Genomic DNA, 22,654 nt, shown 5'->3' with positions numbered 1-22,654 from the left:
CGACTCCTTAGTTTCTGCGGAACATTTTCAGCATGCGGCGGGTGACGTAAAAACCACCGAAGATATTAATACTGGCGATAAAAACGGCGATAAAAGCCAGTGCGGAGATCCAGCCTCCCAGGCCGATTTGCAGAACCGCGCCAACGATAATGATCCCCGATACCGCATTGGTGACCGACATCAACGGCGTATGCAGGGCGTGATTGACGTTCCACACCACGTAATAGCCCACTACGCACGAGAGGGCGAAGACGGTAAAATGGGTAAGAAAGTCCGCCGGTGCGATATGCGCCAGCCCGCCGAATAGCGCAATAACCAGCGCCAGAAAAAGGTATGGACGCCACGGTGCGGCGCGCGCACTTTTAACCGGCTCTGCTGGTACGGGTTTGGGCTGCTGCGGCTGGGCGGAGACCTGAACCGGCGGCGCGGGCCAGGTGATTTCACCCTCGCTCACAACGGTAACGCCGCGGATAACGACATCATCAAAATCGATGGCGATATTGCCGTCTTTCTCTTTACACAAAAGCTTCAGCAGATTGACAAGATTGGTGCCGTAAAGCTGTGATGCCTGGGCCGCCAGCCGGGCTGGCAGGTCAGTATAGCCGATGATCTTTACACCATTATCGCTGGTGATGCACTTGCCCTGTACCGTCAGCTCACAGTTGCCGCCGGTCTGGGCGGCCAGGTCGACGATAACGCTGCCGGGTTTCATGCTGGTGACCATGTCGTGGGTAATTAACTGCGGTGCAGGCTTGCCGGGAATGAGCGCGGTAGTGACGATAATATCGACCTCTCTTGCCTGGGAGGCGAACAGGGCCATTTCCGCCTCAATAAACTCGGCGGACATCTGGCGGGCATAGCCGTCTCCGCTGCCGCTCTCTTCTTCAAAAGTGAGTTCCAGAAACTCCGCACCCATGCTTTGGATCTGCTCTTTAACCTCCGGGCGAGTGTCGAAAGCGCGCACGATGGCGCCGAGGCTTCTGGCGGCGCCGATAGCTGCCAGCCCGGCAACGCCTGCGCCAATAACAAGCACCTTCGCTGGCGGGACCTTTCCGGCGGCGGTAATTTGTCCGGTAAAGAAACGACCAAATTCGTGGGCTGCCTCCACGACTGCCCGGTATCCGGCGATATTAGCCATTGAGCTTAAGGCGTCCAGCGACTGGGCGCGAGAAATACGCGGTACGGCATCCATTGCCATCACCGTCACGCCGCGTTCGGCGAGTTTCTCCATGAGTTCAGGGTGTTGCGCAGGCCAGATGAAGCTGATTAACGAGCAGCCCGGTCGCAAAAGAGGAATTTCATCCGCAAGAGGCGCATTAACTTTCAGGATAATATCGCTCTGCCAGACCTCATCCTGCGAACACAGCGTTGCACCTGCGGTCTGCCATGCGTCATCAGTAATATTTGCTGCTGCACCCGCGCCGCGGGCGATGGAGACCGTAAAGCCCAGCTTCAGCATCTGTTCAACGGTAGCGGGCGTGGCGGCGACCCGCGTCTCACCCGCCAGCTGTTCCCGGGGAATCGAAATTTTCATATGAGGGTTCTCGTTCAGATATTGATCGAAAGCGATCGCCTGCGCATTAAGAGAGGCGATCGGCGTTCAGTAAAAAGGATCGCAATCAGACGCTAACCGGCTGCTGGCGTATCAGGCCAAGGATGGCGCGGGTCTCATCAGGGGTAGCGATACTTTTATCCACTTCTGCAGCCAGCCGCTTAACGCGCTCAACGAACCAGGTATTGGATTGCGCCAGTTCACCTTTGCGATAGAGAATGTTGTCTTCCATGCCAACCCGGACATTCCCTCCTAGAGCCAGCGTGGCTAGGACAATCGGCAGATGACCGCGACCAATGCCCAGAGCAGACCAGGTGAAATTATCGCCCAGATGCTGTTTGCAGGTATCGAGTAAGAACATCAGGTTACGTACCTCCGCCGTCATTCCGCCCGGTGCGCCGAGGACGAACTGAAAGTGTGGATTACCCTTGATCAGTCCTTTCTTCATGTAGTACAGGACGTTGTAAATCATCCCGGCATCGAAGATTTCAAACTCCGGCTTCACCTGGCACTCGCTCATGCTGACGGCGAGTTTCTCCAGAAAGCGCGGGCTATTTTCGAATATTGTTGAGTGGGCCCAGTTCATGGTTCCGGCATCGAAAGAGGCCATTTCGGGCCGCAATAACTGGAATGGCTTCATGCGAATTTCGTCGCTCAGGCCAAGCCCGCCGGAGGTCGTCAGATTTATGACGATATCGCAGCGCGCGCGTACCAGGCGCACGGTCTCAGCGAATTGATCAAAATCCATCGAAGCCTGACTTTCCTCATCACGCACATGAATGTGGGCAATGGAGGCTCCGGACTCACAGCAGCGGACGATTTCATCGGCCTGGTCCTGCGGGGTGAGCGGAATATACGGGGTGTCACTCTTTTGCGGCCAGGCCCCGGTACAGGCGACGGTCAGGATAACGCGGTTTTCTACGGACATAATTAACTCCTTGATCCTTATTCTTTTTCAACCACCATGGCTAACCCCATCCCGCCGCCGATACAGAGCGTAGCGAGACCGTAACGAGCGTGGCGGCGCTGCATTTCATGAACCAGTGAGACCAGAATGCGTGCGCCGGAAGCGCCGATAGGATGGCCGAGGGCGATTGCGCCGCCGTTGACGTTGGTTTTATGTGGGTCAAGCCCCAGTCCTTTCATGACGCTCAGGCACTGGGAGGCGAAGGCTTCGTTAGCCTCAATGACGTCGAGGTCATCCACCCGTAAACCCGCGCGGGATAAGGCCCTGCGCGTTGCGGGTACCGGCCCGTAGCCCATGATGTTGGGATCGACCCCGCCGCAGCCCCAGGCGCGGATCGTTGCCAGCGGCTGAAGCTGGAGAGCGGCGGCTTTTTCACGGCTAATCAGGACCAGCGCGGCGGCGCCATCGTTAATGCCGGAAGCGTTGCCTGCAGTCACCACGCCGTCTGGCCGAAACGCCGGGCGCAGCCGGGCGAGGGTTTCACGCGTGGTACCGTGGCGGGGGAATTCATCGGCTTTGACGTAACGCTCTTCTTTGCGGGTAACGATTTTTATCGGCACAATTTCATTGTCGAAACGACCGTTTTTCTGCGCCCATTCGGTACGCTGCTGGCTTTCAGCCGCGTAGGCGTCCAGATCTTCCCGGGTGAGCTGGTATTTTTGCGCCAGGTTTTCAGCGGTGATGCCCATATGCTCGCCGGAAAAGGCGTCTGTCAGACCGTCGCTAATCAGGCTGTCAATAAGCGCACTGTCTCCCATGCGCTGTCCCCAGCGGGCCGCGGCGGATAAGTACATGGCGTTGCTCATGCTTTCCGTCCCGCCAGCCACCACGATTTCCGCATCGCCCAGCGCGATGGCCTGTGCGCCAAGAATGGTCGCCTTGAGCCCGGAACCGCATACTTTGCTGACGTTAAAGGCGCTTTTTTCTACCGGGATCCCGGCGGCAATCGCGACCTGACGAGCGACGTTCTGGCCCAACCCGGCGCCCAGCACGTTGCCCATAATCACTTCGTCAACATCGCCTGGCTTGATGGCGGCGCGGGCGATAGCGGCGGAAACCGCATGTTCACCCAGCTGGACAGCTGAGAGATCCTTGAACGCGCCGCCAAAGCAACCGATGGGCGTACGGGCGGCGCTGACAATGACAACATCTTTTATACTCATGTGGCTGCTCCTCCGATGCAGAGTGACATTGATATTGAATAATGAAAAAAATATGGCTGCAACGTTATTTCGGTATAAGAACACCATACGCCCGGCATAATGAAAATATTATTTAGGGCGCAGGTATTCTTCTGCTAAATAGCGAATTAATCAGCTCGTTTATTTATGCCATGTTGATTCAGAGAACTATTGTGTTTAATTAAATACAGCCCCCGTAGCTATAAGTTCTTTCCGGAACATCATTCATATTATCTTCATCAATTTCCGCCACGCAGCGGACCATAGAGCCATCGCCTAAATACCAGCGCAGCGGGAAACAGAAGAAGCGGAAGCGCTTGCCGGAAACCTTATCCAGATTGCCCCCAAGGTTCTCAACGCCGACAATACCGTGGCCGAGCATCTGCTTATGGCACGGCTCCCAGGTGCCCCAGCAGCCGATAGCCTCCAGGTCACCGAACTTTTCATCATAGGCGGCCTGGCCGTGGAGTTGGATATACCGCTCTTTATCAAATTCGGCATACGCTTCTTCACCGAACTGTTCAGTATATTCTTCGGTAAGCGGACGCCCGGATGCACCGAGTAAATTCATGCGCGTGGCGCCGTTATTCCCCATCGCGGTATGTAACGGGTGGTCTAATGCCTGCATATCCATGGCAACGCATTTGACCTTATTTTTGACAAACCATTTCCCGGCTTCCACGCCGGTACCGCAGGAATAGTGATAATACTCTTTTGAGTCATCAAATTTGCGGTGCATACCGGTATTCAGGCATACCACCATTCCGGCTAACTCTTCCGGTTTGATATTTGCACGGAGGCAGGCATCTTCCAGATGATGTGGCTGAATTAATTCCCAGCGCCCGACGTTAATTTCCAAGCATACCGCCTCACCAGTATAAGCATCGACCGGCATTTCATGCGTATAGCGCGCTCTTTTACCGTCGAATTCTATTTCCATCACATGACGCGGAGCATCGCAGTGGGTGCCGGTGTGCATGGTGCAGGAAATACGCTGGGTTAACACGCCGCCTTTTGCCATAGTATGTGCACTGTCGATCAGCGGCTTATCGAAGTAGGGCCAGCGCGGAGTGTCGGCGCTAAACGGATGCGTTAAATCGACAAAAACTTTCTTACCCATAGTGTTACTCCTCAGGTTGCTGAGTGACGCGCTGCAGATAGCTCAGCAGGCGCTCACGGCTTTCGTTAATTGATGCGTCGTCCCAGGTCTGAAATCCACCGCCGGATTTGAAGCCCAGCTTGCCTTCGCTCACCAGTCGGCGTAGCAGAGGCGAGGGAGTTGTCGCGTTATTCAGATGCGGAAAAATATATTCATGAATCGCCAGGGTCAGGTCGGTTCCCACCATATCGGCGTTTTCCAGCGGGCCGAGAGTTGGTAGCCGGATACCAAAACCGTAGCGGATGCCTTCATCCACGGTGCGCGCGTCGGCGATCCCTTGTTCCACAAGGTAAATCGCTTCGCGCCACAGGGCGTGCTGTAGCCGGTTTACCAGGAACCCCGGCACATCTTTATTAACCCGCACCGGGCGTTTTCCTGCCCAGGCGAGGATGTCGAATGTGCGTTCGAATAGCGCATCGTCGGTCCAGCGCGTGCGTATGACCTCCACCAGCGGGATCAGGAAGGCCGGATTCCAGAAATGGGTGCCCAGTACGCGCTGTTTGTGGGTCACGTCTCGGGCGATCTCGCTGATGCTGATGACCGACGTATTGGAGGCGAGAATGGTTTCTGGTGGACAAAGCGCGTCCAGCTCGTGAAACAGCCGCTGCTTGAGGGCCAGCTTTTCAGGTACGCATTCGAAGACGATTTGCGCCCCCTGAACGCTCTCCGCCAGCCGGTCGCAAAAAACGACGCGACTAACGACCTCTTCGATGGCGGCATCGTCCGCCTGCATACGCTGCAGGTTGCTGCGGATGGTGTCCGGCGCGGTCCAAGCGCCAGCGTCGATATCATAAATCGTGACTTCCACGCCGCAGGCGGCAAAGATCTGCGCGATACCGCTGCCCATCAGGCCGCCGCCGAGAACCGTGACGCGTGTGACCGGATTGTTCATAGCCACCTCCTTAACCCGCCGTGCAGCCGCCGTCGATGTAAATGACCTGACCGGTGATAAAATTTGCGGCAGGTGAGCAGAGGTATACGACTGTGCCGACCATATCTTCCACAACGGCAGCCCTGCCCATAGGGATACGATCGAGGAAGATCTTTTTCAGCTTTTCGTCTTCCAGAACTTCCTGGGTCAGAGGCGTCCAGAAGATGGTCGGTGCGACGGCGTTAACGTTGATGTTGTATTTCGCCCATTCGGTAGCAAGCTGCCTGGTTAATAGATTGATTGCCCCTTTCGATGTGCCGTAAGCCGCGTAGCCACCGGGGTGTCCGGCAAAGGCGCGCACCGATGAGGTATTGACGATTTTCCCGAATCCTTGCTGGATGAACAGTTGGCCAAATACTTTGCAGGGAATAAAGGTACCTGTGATGTTGACGTCCATTACTTTGCGGAAATCATTAACGTCAAAGGCCTCCGCTGGATGCCGGATAGCAATGCCGGCAATATTGATCAGAAAGTCGACTTTTCCCCAGACTGCGATCACTCGATCGGCCAAGGCTTTAACCGCCGCTTCGTCGGTCATGTCGCCATCAATAGCGAGGGCCTCGCCGCCCGCTTCTTGCACCTGCTGAACGGTTTTTTCCAGGGTGGCGATGGTACGGCCGGTTACCGCGACTTTAACGCCGTAGTTCGCAAGGCCGCGGGCTACACCTTCACCGAGCGCTCCTGCACCGCCGGTGATAACCGCAACTTTACCTTCAAGCTTGAACAGCGCTTTGACTTTGCTATCCCATGTTGTGTCCATAATGATCCCTTACTGGTTACGCATTGCTGGCAATGACCAGCATGCTGGTCGGATAATTGGTATGGTTAACCACTTCGCGCCCCTCAAACGGCGCGAGGAAAACGGCTTCCCCTTTACTGACGACGCGGGTTTCCTCTCTAGTGCGAATGGTGATGGCGCCGTCCAGTACCACGTAGAGCTTTTCCGTCGGCGAATCGTCGTAAGCCCACTCGGCGCCGCCGCCAGGTAAAAAATGCGAAAGTCCGCACCAGAACTGGCGGGCGTTGCATAACGCGCCGTCGCAAAGCTTCAGTGCCACCATGGCGTGGTGCAGCGGCGGGTTGTAGGGGCTGGCTTCACTAATCGGTATCACTTTCATTGGCTGCGTCCTTATTCTTAGGAAAACTGGATTAATGATTCAGAGATGCGTAACGGTGCGGCAGTCTGGGCAACGACTTCCCCGACGCTGGTATCCACGGCGATTTCGCGCAGAATCAGGCCATTGTTGACTTCAATGACCGCTTTTTCCGTCACGATCAGATTGACCTGGCCGACGGCGGTCAGCGGAAGCTGGCAGCGGGGCAAAATTTTTGACTGGCCTTTTTTATCGCAGTGCTCCATGGCGATGATGACGCGGCGGGCGCCGTTGACCAGATCCATCGCCCCCCCCATCCCTGGCACCATCTTGCCGGGGATGATCCAGTTGGCGAGGTTGCCCTCCTGGTCCACCTCCAGCGCCCCCAGTACGGTCACGTCGACGTGGCCGCCGCGGATGATGGCGAATGACAGGGCGCTGTCGAAAAACGCCGCGCCGGGTACGGCGGTGACCGGCTGCCCGCCGGCATTGGTTAAATCGGCATCAATATTGTCGCTATCCGGCATGGGGCCTAGTCCCACCAGACCATTTTCGGACTGGAAGATGACGCCAAGATCGTCGGCGACGTAGTTGGCGACCTGTGTCGGCAGACCAATCCCCAGGTTAACCAGGTCCCCTTTGTGAAGCTCTTGCGCAACCCGGCGCGCAATGCGTTCTCTTACGGCATTTTTATCCATGGCGCTCTTCCTCCTTCACCAGGTAGTCGATAAAGATGCCGGGCGTGTTGTAACGATCGGCGGCGGTGCAGTCCATCGGCACAATGGATTCGCATTCGGCGATTGTCAGGCGCGCGGCGGTGGCCATCACCGGGTTAAAGTTTTTGGTGGTTTTATTGAACACCGCGTTACCGGCGGTATCGGCAATGGAGCAGTGGATCAGGGCGATATCAGCCTGCAGGGGGTGCTCCAGCAGCCAGGTCTGGCCGTCAATAATGACCTGCTGTTTACCATCCTCCACGACCGTGCCCAGCCCGGTCCGGGTGAGTATGCCCCCCAGTCCGGCACCGCCGGCGCGGATACGCTCAACCAGCGTTCCCTGGGGAACCAGCTCTGCTTCAAGCTCGCCGCTGGACATCTGGCGTCCGGTTTCCGGGTTCAGGCCAATATGCGAAGCGATGATCTTGCGGACCTGTTTATTGACCACCAGCTTGCCGATCCCCCGATCGATAAAACCGGTGTCATTGGCGATGATGGTTAAATTACCCACGCCTTTTTCCACCAGCGCATCGATAATTTTTTCTGGCGTGCCGACTGCCATAAATCCGCCAATCATAATGGTCATTCCTTCTTCCACCATGGCGGCAGCGCGTTGCGGCGAAATAATCTCTTTTTCCAGCATGGTATGACTTCCTGAATAAGTGACGTTAATACTCGTGAACCGGCGGTTTACGAATACGTTATTCCCTGACGTGAAGCTATAAAATATTTATCCGGCGACGACGGAATCCGTTTTGCCTTTGCATTTATCGTTAATCATGAAAATTAACAGGGCCGCAATAATATCCAGCACGATAAAAAAGATATAAGCTCCATCATAATCACCGGTATATTTCAGGCTGACGGCAACAACCGCAAAACAGCTGACCCGGAACAAACAGGCAATGGTTGAAACCAGACGGTTGACGGCGGAAAAGTCGTAGCGGCCATACACGGATCCAACCATCGATGTACAGAGCTCTTTGATACCTGCGATACTGGCGCCAACCATTAATAGCGTGAAGTAGGTGAAGTAGTCGTTACCGCGAACCAGCAGGCAGGCGTGAGTCACGGCAAAGAAAAAGGCGTACGCGATACTGGCTTTTCGGGTGCCGACTTTCACATCCACCCAGCCCCAGAAGTAGCTGAAAATGGCGCAAATCAGCGCGGCGGAGGTGAACATCCAGACGGCGGTTTCTTTATCATAGCCAACCGAAATCAGCCGCGGGATCAGCTGGCTGACGACGCCAATATCCACCAGCCACAGCAGGCCGAAGCCGACGGAAATCAGCCACATTTCGCGGTCGCGAAACAGTACGCGGTAGGTAAAGGGGCTATGATAGTCGGTCTGGGCCGCGAGGTTTGCTGCCTGCTGTTCACGGGAAATCGGTTCATTGTCCGGGTACAAACCCAGTTCTTCCGGAGTATTACGGATCCAGAGTATGGAGATGATGCCGAGGGTAATTAACGTCCCACCGACAACAGCATAAGCGCCGGGCACACCGAAGCGGTCAAAGAGGAAGAACATGATAGGGATCAGCGTCGCGGTACAGAATGACATCCCCATGGTTGCCCAGCCGAGAGCCAGGCCTTTTTTCCTTGGAAACCAGCTATTAAGTAGGGTGGCGGGAACGTTGAAACAGCACCCGGTGGCCAGCAGATTCATCAGCGCCAGACCAATAGCATATTCGGCGTAGGAGGTGACGCGGCCAAACCAGATCATCGTCAATCCCAGCGCCAGCAGACCAAAAATAGCAACGATTTTCGCCCCTTTGCGCTTGATCATTTCTGCGATCACCAGCGCGCCAATAACGCCAATCCAACCGGCGGGCGTTGAGAAAGAAAGAAGCGTGGCGAAATCCCAGCCATGGAGATCGACAAAGCTTTGAACGATGACATTCAAGCCGTCGGCAGTCCATGCGGCGAAGTTGTAGTACATCAGCATACTGAAGCCAACCATGCTCCAGCCCCAGCCTCCAAAATTACTATTTGTGCTGGAATAATTTACCGTTCTTTCGGCAATGTTATTGGTATTTTGCATAATCTTCACCCAGTTAATAAATTTAACCAACCTCTTACCACCAGATTTTAAATCAAATAATAAGAGGAGATGTGTCATAAAACATCAGTAATGGGCAATATCATTATTATAAAAAACAAACCAAAATAAGATTAACAATACGGTTATTGTGTTTGAAAACTAAAAATAAAAAGTGCGTTTGCAAATACGAAAAGGGAGGCTGGCGTTTTTTTAATGACTCTCTGTTCGCATTTGGTGAAAGGTGGCAGTGTGTTGCTCAATCAAAAAATGTTTAAAAGAGGATACGTATGCAGTTAGCTGACTGCGAACCGAATAATAGCGATTTAATAACCATTTTGATGTTTTCATCTCTTTAAACAAGCAGGTCAGTTTGCCATTGCGAATATCTCGCTTCACAACATATTCCGGCAGGTAGGCTATTCCGGCACCTGAAATCACCGATTTTCGTAACAGGGTGCTGTCGCACGCCTCAAGTGATTTGGGGATTTCGAAAAAATGGCGCTCGTTATTGATCTCATAGGCCCAGTCATTGCTGCCGGTTAGCGAGCTGGCGAACAGACAGCGATGATGCATCAGCTCGGACAGGTGCTGTGGCGTGCCGTTCATCAACAGATACTGCAGTGAGGCAACGGTCACGAACGGTTCGGCGATAAGATTACATTCCACCAGCGGGAGTTCCTGATCCCGCTGATGGCTTAAGACATTGACGGCGCCGATGATGATATCGTGGTCTTTCCAGCTCTGAATACCGAAGGCTGAGACGTAGACGGCGATATTGGCCTGGCGGTTACCGGCCAGATAGTTGGCGACGATAGGCATCAGATATTGTTCGGCATACACCGAAGTACAGCAGATGCGAATCGTTCCCCGACGCTGGGTGGAAAAATGGGTCAGCTCATTTTTTAGCTGGCCGACTTTCTCGCCGATTAAACAAAAATTGCGATACAGATAATCACCGGCATCGGTCAGCGGCATGGCTTTATTGTTACGCCGATAAAGAGAACAGCCGATTCCTTTTTCCAGATCGGACAGCCAACGTAAACCTGAGGAGATGGATATTCCCATACGCTCTGCCGCAGATGAAATAGAACCGGTCGTGACCAGACTTACGAAGAACATCATTCTGGTCATGATATGCGGATCGGAAAGAGTGACATCCTGCGACAGGGCGGGGGCTGACTCCTCGTAACGATAATCTTCACAGTACATGGTCGGTGTCTCGCTTCAGATTTGCCTGGATTTATCTTGGCAGATAACCCGATGAGCAAATGGAAAGGATTAACATTTATCGCGCGCCATAGTTCACAATTCACACAATTTCACGGCTGGCGACCTGCTGTAACCTATCAAGATCGAGCACTTCGATGTTGCTGTAGTTGATCGCCACCATCTGGTGGTTGGCAAAATGTCCTAGGTTTTTAGTGACAAAGAGGAGCGAGAGGTGCAATAAGCGAACCAGACGCCCGGTTTTTGTCTTTTTGTTGCCGAGCAACAGAACCGGTATACCTAGTGTAAAAGACAAGGTGTGCTGAAACAGCGCTTTCGACTGGGCAGTGAGCGTGCTGGCAGTAAAGCGTTAAAGCATACAAAAACAAACAGCGTTATGGTGCATCATGGCTGATAGATGAGCCGTATACAGGGCCTGATATACAACATTAACACCATGGCAGCAGGGCGCGTTGGTAGGGACTGCGAGCGAAGTCCTTGCACCGATGAAAACTGGCTTTACCTAGCCGTGGTTATCGACCTGTGGCCGGGAGCAGTCATTGACTGGTCGACAAAATGTAAGTTGATACCAAAAAGACTAAGCGTCAATTAATAAATATTTTGCCTTAGGATAAGAATATTTCGAGCTATCATCCCCATGAGTCACTGAGTAATCTTACACCAGAAGAGTAATGATGTTATGGACGCCCCTTCCTAAGGTAGTCATGCCATACTTTTACTGACTGCATTAATCCGGGAGTAACATCACATGAACACGATCCAAATTGCAGGATACCGTTCGACAATTTGAGCCTGGAACACTTCTCGCCATGGAGGCTTGTTCAACCTCTCATTTCTGGGGAAGAACGTTCAGTGCGATGGGATATTCCGTGAGGCTGATTCCTGTACAACATGTGAGAGCCTTTGTCCGCAGCCAGAAGAACGATGCCAACGATGCGCTGGCAATTTGTGAAACCGCACTCCGCCCGGTATTCATTTTGTTTCGGTTAAAACTACGGAACAACAGGGTACCAAGGCGCTTCGAAACACACGTCAACTGATGGTTGAGCAGAGAACGGCGCTGGCCAACCAGCTTCGTTCCTCTGCTCGCTGAATATGGCGTTACCATACCCGTCGGGATCCAGCAGCTCCGGCAACAGCTGCCGGAGCTGATTGAAGACGCATCAAACAACCTGACCTTCACTCTTTGCCATTTGCTCTCTTCATTGCGGGCAGATATTCAGGCGCTGAATGAACGGATCGCCAGCCTGGACAGTGAAATTGCAGCGTTGTCATCACAACAGACCGTGTACCGTCATTTATTAACAATCCCGGGCGTAGGCCCCCTGATTGCTGCGGCGTTTATCAGCGAAGTTGATGCGACTCAATTCTCGAGTGGATGAGAATTATCGGCGTGGTGTGGCCTGGTTCCTCGTCAGTACAGTTCGGGCGGAAAACAACGGCTGTCTTCTGTGACGAAAAATGGCAACTGGAGCCTGAGAACGCTCATTATCCATGGTGCCCGGTCAGTAATGCGATGTGTAAAAAAGCGTGATGACAATCTGGGGCGATGGTTGCAAAAACCTGAAGCCCACTGTGGATTTCTGAAAACAATGGTCGCACTGGCAAATAACCTGACCCGAATTATCTGGCACGTACTGACTGACTCGGTTGATTTTAATATGAATAAGGCATTTTCTATAGTTTAACCCAATATGAGACTGACAGTAAAAATGTACCATTGAGTTTGCAGGCACTGATGAGGAAACGGCTACCGTCCCTGTAACAGCCTGAACTTAACCTGGGTAATCAAATACTGGAGTAATGATTAGGAAACAGGGTTCGGATGACATCATGGCGCAGGTCATTGAACCTACTAACGACGCCGGATATATGGTCGCAAACCACATCGAAGCAGTACTTGCATCACCAGGGGCGTCCATATATGGTTAAACAGTAGAAACCTAGAGATCTCAAAATGCGCACGGAATTAAAAAACGGCAAGCTCACGCATTTACAGGATTAAACTCGCAATTTTGTGTTTTATATAATAAATTATACATTTCATATCAGTTTACGATATTTTATCTCATAAATACATTTTCTTGATACAGGGGGAATACCCGTTAATTTTTCAACATCACCATGTTCAGTAGATAAATAGAGATATTCAATACTTTGTCTAAATGATGATTCGCGATTTCAACAAATTCCTTTTCGGAGAGTAATTCCGGACCTGTAATCACATGAATTTTTCTCCTCCTTTACCAGTTTGTTAATGCAGTTACCAAGTATGGCACAATCATCTCAGAATACATAGGCACCCCGGACGCCATTAATATTGCTTGTCCATATTTATTTTTTTAATAGCTAACAGAACGAACATAGAGAAATCACAATAAAGATCATTATGTTGAATAATTCTAGCCGAGACACTATAAGTGCAAGTTCTGTATCTCTATGAACGCTCGCAACAACAGAGTGTAAACTTCAATCTGACTACCGTTAACCGTAGTATAAGTAACATGCTTAATTCCTGCTCTTTTTTCAACCCTGATACCTCTCAATATTGCTTTCTTCTGGCCATACCACTTTGCCACGTGGATATAAGAAGAGAGCACTCAGCACCCTGACAGGACTCTACCATCTGGTTGAAATGAGCATAACTACCTTCCCTGATCTCTATCCTAAGATCAGTCCACTTTTTCATGTCCCCTTCACTAATTCCATTGACATTCAAGGAATGTAGAAATAAGCTCCTTAGGAGAAAGGAGATACAGTATTTCATTAACTGCTACACTACCAAGATATCCATCAGTTCTATTCAATGAATATTTCACACTATCACCATTACCATATTGACATATAAAACTCATGGAAGAATAGTTCTTCTTTACATTATCCTCCGTTGCTGAAAAATGGGATATTCACTCTATAATGAATATCCCATTGATTTATTTCTCTATTGTATCCAATGTGTTCAATGATATTTACCGGCATAATAGTCCTTCAGTGAAGGAAGTAATTATCTATGACTACAAATGCGACAATCTATGTATTTCATACATGTATTCATCTGTTTCCAACACCATTATTTAATTCATAATAGATTTTAAATAACGCATACCACCAGATATGGAAGTAATTTCACTGGATGACTTCGTATTTTTGAAACAAGAAGTTATTGTTATAACAATCCAACACCTACTACCTAAGGAAAGTTAGTTTTTGGTCTCAAGACCTTTCGTGATTTTCATTTTGTCACGACTTGCAGATCCACTGCGGATATTTTTTCTTAATCATAAAGTGATATTTATGTGTCGTAGTTCGCTGGTACAGGTAAACATCTTCCACTATTGGAGTTGTAGTATTAAAGGGGGGAAGAGAAGAAGTCAAAAGGACAATTGCGTATAAAAGTCATGTAATGATATGCCGAAGAGTAGTGTTTTTGAATATCTCTCATATACAAAGAATAAAACCAGACTAACTTATGAGATTTAATGACTATTGATAATAAAAAACGAACAAGCTTATATATTACAAATAACTCTGCCATAAAATATCAGCACTTTTTACTAAGCATTCATAATTTCCTGTACTATAATAAAGATAGTTTCACATTTAACTGTGTTATTCTCATGATATCCCTTTTATCATGGCCCGTAGTGTAGAGCGCAGAACCACTACGGGTTCTTTTTCGTATGTAGAAGTACGATTCTATTCGTTAGCACTTTCCATCATCCTTTCATCCTACTTGTTTTGTGTAGGAATGAATACATTAATATTCTTAATGTGATTATGATAGATGACAAGTTGACGGAAATATTCAAACGAATATTTCAGAAATGATAGAATATCTCACTCACACCTTACATTTAATTTCACTCATTATACACCAGAACTTAATGCAATCATCTTTTTCTCTTCATGTATAGCACAATAAAAGCTACACTTCCGAAAAATTAACCTGATAAGAGAAATATTAAACTCAACCTTTATCATTAATGGCATTATTAAATTTCCACTATCGTCAAACACACGCAATAAAGTTTCATTATCAATAAATATTTCCATAAATTGTTTATGCTTAGGTAAAAAAATTTTTTGCGCTTCTGGAAGCTTAATAAATGTCAACGCACAATGCAGTCGATAAAAATCAGTTTGCTTTCTCAGACTTCCTGTATCCAATTGCCAATAATAATTCAGGATTTCTCTTATAGATATTGATACCCCATATAAATTGTTGAGCTTCTGCAGAGCTAATAACACAGGAGCAACTTCCCTGCAAAAAAGCCTTTTCTTTTGTGCCTGTTGCAACCATTTCATAATAAAATTCCGCTCCTCTTCCTGGGTTTGTACTCGTCCATCAGAACGAGCTATTTCAACCGCAACCAGAGCGCACCAGACAAAATGCGTAACTTTTTCTGACATAAAAAGGTTCCTCCTTTTGTTCAGTATCCAGATATTCCTCTGAGATAAAAACAGATCTCTCAGCCCGAACCCACATACTTTTAAAAATTCATGTTCAGCATGTCTGAAATTACTATTCTCGCGTACTCACACATAACCCAATGAAGCTTGACATAACTTACTATTTCATCCAATTTATTCATTAGTAAAGTTTCGATATGCAGCAGGAGGGGTACCAAAACGACGAGTAAACGCCCTTGTAAATGTCTGCTGAGAATCAAACTGGTATTTTAAAAGCAATATCCAAGACAGGTTCAGTAGTAGAACGTAGTTCTTCAGCTGTATTGTTCAACCGACGCTCTCTGATATACTTTCCGAGACTAACACCAGTGATAAGTGTAAACAGTCTCTGTAAATACCATTTTGAATATCCGGCTCTTTTTGCCACAATATCAACTGAGAGTTTCATCTCAAGATGAGCATCAATCCATTTGACAAGATCATAGATATCAGAGCTATTTTTCATTATAACGTGCCTCTTTATCGACGCCTGTGAATGTTGACAGGATCAATTCCAGCACCATGCTACCTTCTCGGAAGAATAATTCATTTTCAGGCAACAGAATACAACTCCGTACCACCCCCGTAAACACAGAAAAAACCAGGTACGCCAGAGTCTCACTACGAAGTTCTGTGTATATTTCCCTGTGTGATTTAGCTGTTTCAAAAATATAACTCAGTAATTCTATAAACTTGCCACTGTCAATCATTCCCTGCAAGTAATCAGCCTTTATATCATCCGGGCATTCTTCACAAAAAAACACAATATAAATCACATTTCGTAAGTGCACATCATATTGCAACTTAATCAGGTTGTGGGATAAGCAGCGATACATCGCCCTAACCGGTTCAGAAACTTTCCCGTCTTTGATGGCTTTAAGCTCGTCAAATAATGGCAGTGGTACACGCTCAATAACCTGTCGCAACAGGTCATTTTTTTCGTTGAAATGCCAGTAGATCGCACCCCGCGTACAACCGGCCCGCACCGCGATCATCTCCAGCGTCGTCTTCGAGACTCCCGTCTCACAAAAACAGATCTCTGCTGCATCCAGGATTTGTTTACGAGTTTCCTCCGCTGCAAATTTTGTGCGCCGCACCACTGTTGAAATCTCCATTGACATTCTGTTTACGAATATATCTCCGGGGTATTGAGTACCATGCCAACTACCGTTTCTTCAGGTGCAGTTTGTTTGCTACACCTGAAGATTTACTCATATTTGTGATTATTCAGCTTCGGTCTTATCAGATGTTTTCTTACTTCTGCGGCTGAAGAACCCGGCAATTAACATATAGAAGAAGGGAATATAAAAGATTGCCAGTATCGTGGCAGTGATCATCCCTCCAACCACACCTGTACCGATGGCATGTTTACTTCCGGAACTTGCTCCAGTCGACACAGCAAGCGGGATAACCCCCATTACAAATGCCAGCGAGGTCATGATTATGGGTCTTAACCTCACTCTCGCCGCTTCAACTGCCGCTTCTTTTATGCTTAGTCCCCCTTTCTCATGCAATTCACGAGCAAACTCCACGATAAGTATGGCATTTTTCGCAGACAGCCCAATTGTTGTTAACAAACCAACCTGGAAAAAGACGTCGTTGCCAAGACCGCGCAACAAAGTAGCGCAGACAGCCCCCAGGACACCAAGCGGAACAACCAGCATAACGGAGAAAGGAATGCTCCAGCTTTCATATAATGCTGCCAGACACAGAAAGACAATCAACAGGGAAAGTGCATATAGTGCAGGAGCCTGAGAGCCTGAAAGTCGTTCCTCAAAAGACAAACCTGTCCATGAAATATGGAAGCCTTCAGGAAGTCTGGCAGCAATGTCTTCAATTGCCTTCATTGCATCCCCGGAGCTGTATCCTGCCGCAGGCTCCCCCAGAATTTCGACAGCAGAGATACCATTATATCGCTCCAGTTTTGGCGAACCATAAATCCATTTACCTGTTGCAAAAGAGGCAAAGGAGACCATATCACCATCGCTGTTGCGGACATACCATTTATCAAAATCCTGCGGTGAAATACGTGAGCCAGGTTCGCCCTGAATATAGACTTTTTTCACCCGTCCACGATCGTTAAAATCGTTTACATACGTTGAGCCCCAGGCCGCTGACATTGTATTATTGACGTCGCTCATGCTCAGCTTAAGCGCCTGAACTTTTTCGTCATCAATCAGAATCTGGTACTGAGGTTCATCGTTCATGCCGTTAGGGCGAACCATGTTTAACGCCGGGTTTTTCGCCGCTTCAGCAAGGATTTGATCTCGGGCATGGATAAGCTTTTCATGGCCGGCTCCGCCACGATCTTCGAGGAACAGGTCAAACCCTGTAGCATTCCCCAGTTCCGACACGGCCGGGGGAGCAAAAGCAATAGCATTCGCTTCCTTGATGGTACTGAGATACCCCATCGCGCGGCCGGACAGTTCGAAGACACTGCCTTTACGCTCTCCCCATGGTTTCAACTGAACAAATGCCATTGCTGAACCCTGTCCACGACCAGCAAAGTTGAATCCATTAACCAGCATCACTGAGGAAACCATATCCTTTTCCTTGTTCAGGAAATATTCGGATACTTTCGACAGTACACGTTGTGTCTGCTGTGCACTGCTGTTTGGAGGCATCTGGACCTGAACAAACAGGTTTCCCTGATCTTCATCAGGCAGGAAAGACGTGGGTATTTTGGGAAACAGTACCGCCAGCAATGCGATAATGAGCAGGAAGAAAACCATGGCCCTTTTCGGTGCCCTCAGTGTTCGTTCCACACCATTATGATACAGCTTCGTACTGTGCTCAAATCCCCAGTTGAACCAGCCGAAAAATCCTTTACCTCCATGTCCATGTTCGGTGGGTTTCAGCAAGGTAGCACAGAGCACGGGAGTGAATATCAATGCAACAAGTACCGACAGTGCCATCGCGGAAACAATTGTGATGGAGAACTGACGATAAATTACCCCTGTGGAGCCTCCGAAAAACGCCATCGGCACAAATACTGCTGACAAAACCAGGCCTATCCCTATAAGAGCCCCTGAGATCTGGTCCATGGATTTTCGCGTCGCCTCGAGAGGAGATAACTTCTCCTCTGTCATAACACGCTCGACGTTTTCCACCACCACAATCGCATCGTCAACCAGCAGACCTATGGCAAGCACCAGCCCGAACATAGTGAGTATATTGATGGTGAAACCAAACGCCGACATCACCCCGAAAGTGCCAAGCAGAACAACGGGAACAGCAAGCGTGGGAATAAGCGTTGCACGCCAGTTTTGCAGGAACAGAAACATCACCAGAAATACCAGCACAATCGCTTCAATCAGGGTATGCACAACCCCCTCAATAGATTCACTGATAACCGGCGCGGTATCGTAAGGGTAGACAACCTCAACTCCCTGAGGAAGTTCTGCTTTCAGCTCCTCCAGTCTTTCCCGAACGGCTGTAATAGTCTCCAGCGCATTACCGCCGGTTGCGAGTCGTAGCGCAATCCCGGTACTGGGCAGGTTTTTGCCATATTTGGCCTGGATAGAAAAGTTTTCCGAACCAAGCCCGACTTTAGCAACATCTTTAAGCAACACCCGGGAGCCGTCTGGCTGGACTTTCAGGAGAATATTTTCAAACTGCTCCGCGCTGGTGAAGCGTGTTTTACCGATGACTGTGGCATTCAACTGGACGCCGTCCTCAGTGGGTAGTCCGCCAAGTTGGCCCGATGAAACCTGGACGTTCTGTGCCTGAATTGCTGAGCTGACATCCAGCGGGGTCAGGTTATAGCTGTTCAGCTTCGATGGATCCATCCAGATACGCATAGCGTACTGTGACCCCATCATCATGAAGTCGCCCACACCATTAACGCGTGACAGTGGATCCTGTAATTTGGAGACCATAATGTCCCCCAAATCGAAGCCGTTAAGCCGACCATCGGTCGAAACAAGCCCGACGACCAGCATGAAGTTAATCTGGTACTTGGCTACCCTGATCCCCTGTTGCTGAACTTCATCAGGGATAAGCGGCGTGGCAAGAGAGAGTTTATTCTGCACCTGCACCTGAGCGATATCCGGATCGGTTCCCTGATCGAAGGTGACAGTGATAGTAAATGAGCCATCTGAGTTACTTTCCGACTTCAGGTACCGCAGATTATCGAGACCATTGAGTTGCTGTTCGACAACCTGAACCACAGTATCCTGCACCGTATCGGCCGACGCCCCCGGATAGGTACCGCTGATCTGAATGGCGGGTGCCGCAATATTAGGGTACTGGTTAACAGGGAGATTGATAATAGCCAGAGCCCCTGCCAGCATAACTACAAGCGCGATAACCCAGGCAAAAACCGGGCGATCGATGAAAAAACGTGACATGTCGGCTCCTTATTGCGGCTGAGAGGAGGCCGTGGCATCGGCATCTGCTGCAACAACTTTGACTTCACTGCCCGGCTGTGCCTTCTGAACACCATCGACAATGACTCTGTCTCCTGCCCTGAGACCGTCACTTATGAGCCACTCATTACCGATAACCCTTTCCGTTACCACGTTCTTTAGTTCAACTTTATTGTCATTATTTACAACGAGAGCTGTCGCCTGCCCTGTACCGTTCCGTGTAATACCACGCTGTGGAACCAGCAGAGCGTCTTCCCGTACGCCTTCCTGCAGTTTTGCCCGGACAAACATACCTGGTAGTAGTCGGTTGTCTGGATTTGGAAAAACGGCGCGAATGATGACGGCGTTGGTCCCTTCATCAACAGTAACTTCTGAAAATTTAAGTTTCCCCGGTATAGGATATTCCGAGCCATTATCAAGAACTAACCTCACTTCAGCCTGTTGATTGCCCTTTTGCTTTATGCGCCCCGCGGCCAGATCGTCCTGCATCCGCAGCAATGAAGTTGATGACTGTGGAATATCAACATAAATGGGATCCAGTTGCTGAATGGTCGCCAGCGCATCAGACTGATTCGCAGTCATCAGGGCACCCTGTGTCACTGAAGAACGCCCTATCCGTCCTGAGATCGGGGCTGTAATTTTTGTGTATCCCAGATCGATTCTCGCCGAATCAACAGATGCTTTCGCCTGCAGCCAGGATGAACGCGCATCATCGCGGTCCTGCTGGCTGATGGCACTGGTTTTCACAAGCGCTTCATAACGCCGGGCCAGTAAACGGGAGGATTCCAGACTGGCTTCCGCTTTTGCAAGCTCAGCCTGATAGGGAGCCGGATCAATCTGATACAATACCTGCCCTGCATTAACCATACTGCCTTCTTCAAAAAGGCGTTTATGGAGAATGCCTCCGACCTGTGGTCGGATTTCAGCAACCAGATAAGGTGCCGTACGACCCGGTAATTCCGTTGTCAGTGCGACATCTTTCGCTGTAAGGGTGACAACACCAACTTCCGCTACCGGTGCCGCCGCTTGCTGTTGTGGCTTATCGCATCCGGAAAGAGAAAGTACTAGAAATGCTGACAATACAGGCCATCCTGTGTGGCGTGAACAGACAAACATCACATCATTGCTCCATTGAGTATGAATATTCATTCTAGTATATTCATACTACATTTTTTTTTGCAAGCTCTGACAAGGTCAGAAACCAACCAACAGAGGATGAAATATGAACGACTCTCAGGCAGAGGACATTCGGGGAAAAAGTCAGGAAAGGAGGAAGCAGGTGCTTGACGCAGCAGCAGAATGTTTCAGCAAGGAAGGATTTCATGGCTGTAGCATCGCCAAAATATCAAAAGCTGCCGGCATGAGCCCCGGGCATATCTACTATCACTTTGAAAACAAAGAGGCCATTGTTGAAGCGCTGGTCAGACAACAGGAAAATTCACTGCTTGATATGATTAACGAGATCAAAACTTCTCCGGCAGAGGAGGCGTTGGTCGAAATACTTGTCCGGCACACGGCTGAATATGTTGAACGACATACCTCTGACAGGTTCATTGGTCTCTGGCTTGAAATAGCTGCCGAGTCAGCACGTAACCCCGGTGTGGCTTCGTTACTGATTCAGTCAAGAAAAGTTATCATTGAGCAGTTTGCTGAACAGCTACGCTTAAGATGCAATGTGAAAAATGAAAAAGAGATGATACGCCTGAAAGCAAGCATGGAAGTTATGTCGGCAATTTTTGTGGGGCTTTCTGTAAACACGCCACAATACTCTGCCGAAACCGGGATAGCGAAAAACCAACTGGTTGACGTTATTAATGATATTACCAGACATCTTTTCGGGCACAAAGATACTTAACAGCTGAAGGTATACACAGGTTAAGTTTCTGATCCCCCAGACATTTACAACCGTAGCATTCAATAAGGATAATTAATGATTTCAGAGGTTCTTCAGGCAGTAAGCCTTGGATTGGTTCTCATTCTTCCACTGGCTAATCCATTGACCACAGTTGTATTGTTCATCAGTTTATCTGGTGGGTTTTCTGACAGAGAGCGTAACCTGCTTGCCTTAAAAACTTCATTCTATGTATTGTGCATCATGATTGTCGCTTTTTATGCTGGTCAGGCCGTTATGGACTCCTTTGGTATATCATTACCCGGGTTAAGAATGGCAGGAGGCATGATTGTTTCGTATATTGGTTTCAGGGTGATGCTGCCAACTTACTGATTTAGTGTATGATGGTGTTTTTGAGGTGCTCCAGTGGCTTCTGTTTCTATCAGCTGTCCCTCCTGTTCAGCTACTGACGGGGTGGTGCGTAACGGCAAAAGCACTGCCGGACATCAGCGCTATCTCTGCTCTCACTGCCGTAAAACATGGCAACTGCAGTTCACTTACACCGCTTCTCAACCCGGTACGCACCAGAAAATCATTGATATGGCCATGAATGGCGTTGGATGCCGGGCAACCGCCCGCATTATGGGCGTTGGCCTCAACACGATTTTCCGCCATTTAAAAAACTCAGGCCGCAGTCGGTAACCTCGCGCATACAGCCGGGCAGTGACGTCATCGTCTGCGCGGAAATGGACGAACAGTGGGGATACGTCGGGGCTAAATCGCGCCAGCGCTGGCTGTTTTACGCGTATGACAGGCTCCGGAAGACGGTTGTTGCGCACGTATTCGGTGAACGCACTATGGCGACGCTGGGGCGTCTTATGAGCCTGCTGTCACCCTTTGACGTGGTGATATGGATGACGGATGGCTGGCCGCTGTATGAATCCCGCCTGAAGGGAAAGCTGCACGTAATCAGCAAGCGATATACGCAGCGAATTGAGCGGCATAACCTGAATCTGAGGCAGCACCTGGCACGGCTGGGACGGAAGTCGCTGTCGTTCTCAAAATCGGTGGAGCTGCATGACAAAGTCATCGGGCATTATCTGAACATAAAACACTATCAATAAGTTGGAGTCATTACC

The 22,654-nt window shown here is 49.5% G+C and carries 19 protein-coding genes and 3 pseudogenes; 5 read left to right on the top strand and 17 right to left on the bottom strand.

The features are described from left to right. Positions 1–7 precede the first annotated feature (7 nt). From pntA to OGV65_RS02910, 12 genes are all read right to left on the bottom strand, one after another. Positions 8–1,534, bottom strand: coding sequence for a Re/Si-specific NAD(P)(+) transhydrogenase subunit alpha (pntA, locus tag OGV65_RS02965; protein WP_286454584.1), 1,527 nt, complete (start codon positions 1,532–1,534; stop codon positions 8–10). 85 nt (positions 1,535–1,619) lie between these two features. After that, entirely contained in the window at positions 1,620–2,480 is an 861-nt protein-coding gene (locus OGV65_RS02960) for a beta-keto acid cleavage family enzyme (protein WP_286454583.1), read from the bottom strand. A 17-nt stretch (positions 2,481–2,497) separates the two neighbouring features. Next, positions 2,498–3,682 carry an acetyl-CoA C-acetyltransferase gene (locus OGV65_RS02955; protein ID WP_286454582.1) on the bottom strand — a complete coding sequence of 395 codons (1,185 nt, stop codon included), beginning with the start codon at positions 3,680–3,682 and terminating at the stop codon, positions 2,498–2,500. A 199-nt stretch (positions 3,683–3,881) separates the two neighbouring features. Continuing rightward, complete coding sequence (locus OGV65_RS02950) at positions 3,882–4,820, bottom strand: cyclase family protein (protein WP_286454581.1); 939 nt, start codon at positions 4,818–4,820, stop codon at positions 3,882–3,884. Between the two features lie 4 nt (positions 4,821–4,824). Then, on the bottom strand, positions 4,825–5,751 hold the full coding sequence (locus OGV65_RS02945) for a 3-hydroxyacyl-CoA dehydrogenase family protein (protein WP_286454589.1): 927 nt from the start codon (positions 5,749–5,751) through the stop codon (positions 4,825–4,827). Positions 5,752–5,761: 10 nt separating this feature from the next. Next, a complete protein-coding gene (locus OGV65_RS02940; RefSeq protein WP_286454580.1) occupies positions 5,762–6,550 on the bottom strand; it encodes an SDR family NAD(P)-dependent oxidoreductase in 789 nt (262 codons plus the stop codon). A 16-nt stretch (positions 6,551–6,566) separates the two neighbouring features. Next, a complete protein-coding gene (locus tag OGV65_RS02935; RefSeq protein WP_286454579.1) occupies positions 6,567–6,908 on the bottom strand; it encodes a cupin domain-containing protein in 342 nt (113 codons plus the stop codon). Between the two features lie 17 nt (positions 6,909–6,925). After that, positions 6,926–7,582, bottom strand: coding sequence for a 3-oxoacid CoA-transferase subunit B (locus OGV65_RS02930; protein ID WP_286454578.1), 657 nt, complete (start codon positions 7,580–7,582; stop codon positions 6,926–6,928). After that, positions 7,575–8,240, bottom strand: a complete 666-nt coding sequence (locus tag OGV65_RS02925) for a CoA transferase subunit A (protein ID WP_286454588.1) — start codon at positions 8,238–8,240, stop codon at positions 7,575–7,577. Before OGV65_RS02925 ends, OGV65_RS02930 begins: the two co-directional genes overlap by 8 nt. Positions 8,241–8,330: 90 nt before the next feature. Then, positions 8,331–9,641, bottom strand: coding sequence for an MFS transporter (locus tag OGV65_RS02920; RefSeq protein ID WP_286454577.1), 1,311 nt, complete (start codon positions 9,639–9,641; stop codon positions 8,331–8,333). Positions 9,642–9,851: 210 nt separating this feature from the next. After that, positions 9,852–10,850, bottom strand: a complete 999-nt coding sequence (locus OGV65_RS02915) for a LysR family transcriptional regulator (RefSeq protein WP_286454576.1) — start codon at positions 10,848–10,850, stop codon at positions 9,852–9,854. Positions 10,851–10,950: 100 nt separating this feature from the next. Beyond that, entirely contained in the window at positions 10,951–11,163 is a 213-nt protein-coding gene (locus OGV65_RS02910; protein ID WP_286454575.1) for a hypothetical protein, read from the bottom strand. Positions 11,164–11,911: 748 nt separating this feature from the next. Here OGV65_RS02910 and OGV65_RS02905 point away from each other — a divergent pair. Both OGV65_RS02905 and OGV65_RS02900 read left to right on the top strand, forming a co-directional pair. Continuing rightward, positions 11,912–12,250: a hypothetical protein gene (locus OGV65_RS02905; RefSeq protein WP_286454574.1), complete on the top strand. Its 339-nt coding sequence runs from the start codon at positions 11,912–11,914 to the stop codon at positions 12,248–12,250. Positions 12,251–12,265: 15 nt separating this feature from the next. Further along, a pseudogene (locus OGV65_RS02900) lies at positions 12,266–12,556 on the top strand (transposase); the annotation flags it as partial. A 2,179-nt stretch (positions 12,557–14,735) separates the two neighbouring features. Here the strand turns inward: OGV65_RS02900 and OGV65_RS02895 are convergent. The 5 genes and pseudogenes from OGV65_RS02895 to OGV65_RS02875 all read right to left on the bottom strand — a co-directional run bounded on the left by OGV65_RS02895 (position 14,736) and on the right by OGV65_RS02875 (position 20,833). Beyond that, positions 14,736–15,278 (bottom strand): hypothetical protein, encoded by a 543-nt coding sequence (locus OGV65_RS02895; protein WP_286454573.1) that lies wholly within the window; start codon positions 15,276–15,278, stop codon positions 14,736–14,738. A 174-nt stretch (positions 15,279–15,452) separates the two neighbouring features. Beyond that, positions 15,453–15,783 (bottom strand): annotated as a pseudogene (locus OGV65_RS02890) (helix-turn-helix domain-containing protein). Beyond that, entirely contained in the window at positions 15,773–16,432 is a 660-nt protein-coding gene (locus OGV65_RS02885) for a TetR family transcriptional regulator (RefSeq protein WP_286454572.1), read from the bottom strand. The pseudogene OGV65_RS02890 and the gene OGV65_RS02885 overlap by 11 nt, the downstream one beginning before the upstream one ends. Positions 16,433–16,540: 108 nt before the next feature. Then, positions 16,541–19,666: an efflux RND transporter permease subunit gene (locus OGV65_RS02880; RefSeq protein WP_286454571.1), complete on the bottom strand. Its 3,126-nt coding sequence runs from the start codon at positions 19,664–19,666 to the stop codon at positions 16,541–16,543. Positions 19,667–19,675: 9 nt separating this feature from the next. Further along, on the bottom strand, positions 19,676–20,833 hold the full coding sequence (locus OGV65_RS02875) for an efflux RND transporter periplasmic adaptor subunit (protein ID WP_286454570.1): 1,158 nt from the start codon (positions 20,831–20,833) through the stop codon (positions 19,676–19,678). 73 nt (positions 20,834–20,906) lie between these two features. Between OGV65_RS02875 and OGV65_RS02870 the strand changes: the two genes are divergently transcribed. From OGV65_RS02870 to OGV65_RS02860, 3 genes and pseudogenes are all read left to right on the top strand, one after another. Beyond that, a complete protein-coding gene (locus tag OGV65_RS02870; RefSeq protein ID WP_286454569.1) occupies positions 20,907–21,539 on the top strand; it encodes a TetR/AcrR family transcriptional regulator in 633 nt (210 codons plus the stop codon). Positions 21,540–21,614: 75 nt separating this feature from the next. After that, positions 21,615–21,899 (top strand): annotated as a pseudogene (locus tag OGV65_RS02865) (MarC family protein); the annotation flags it as partial. A 42-nt stretch (positions 21,900–21,941) separates the two neighbouring features. Beyond that, positions 21,942–22,639 (top strand): IS1-like element IS1B family transposase gene (locus OGV65_RS02860; RefSeq protein ID WP_095033700.1). Its coding sequence is split into 2 segments (ribosomal slippage): positions 21,942–22,191 and positions 22,191–22,639, totalling 699 coding nucleotides; the frame shifts between segments, so codons are not numbered across the junction. Positions 22,640–22,654 lie beyond the last annotated feature (15 nt).

The organism is Citrobacter sp. Cb004 (assembly GCF_030337065.1).
GTDB classification, from domain to species: domain Bacteria; phylum Pseudomonadota; class Gammaproteobacteria; order Enterobacterales; family Enterobacteriaceae; genus Citrobacter; species Citrobacter braakii.
This window is presented reverse-complemented; position numbering and strand designations above follow the sequence as displayed.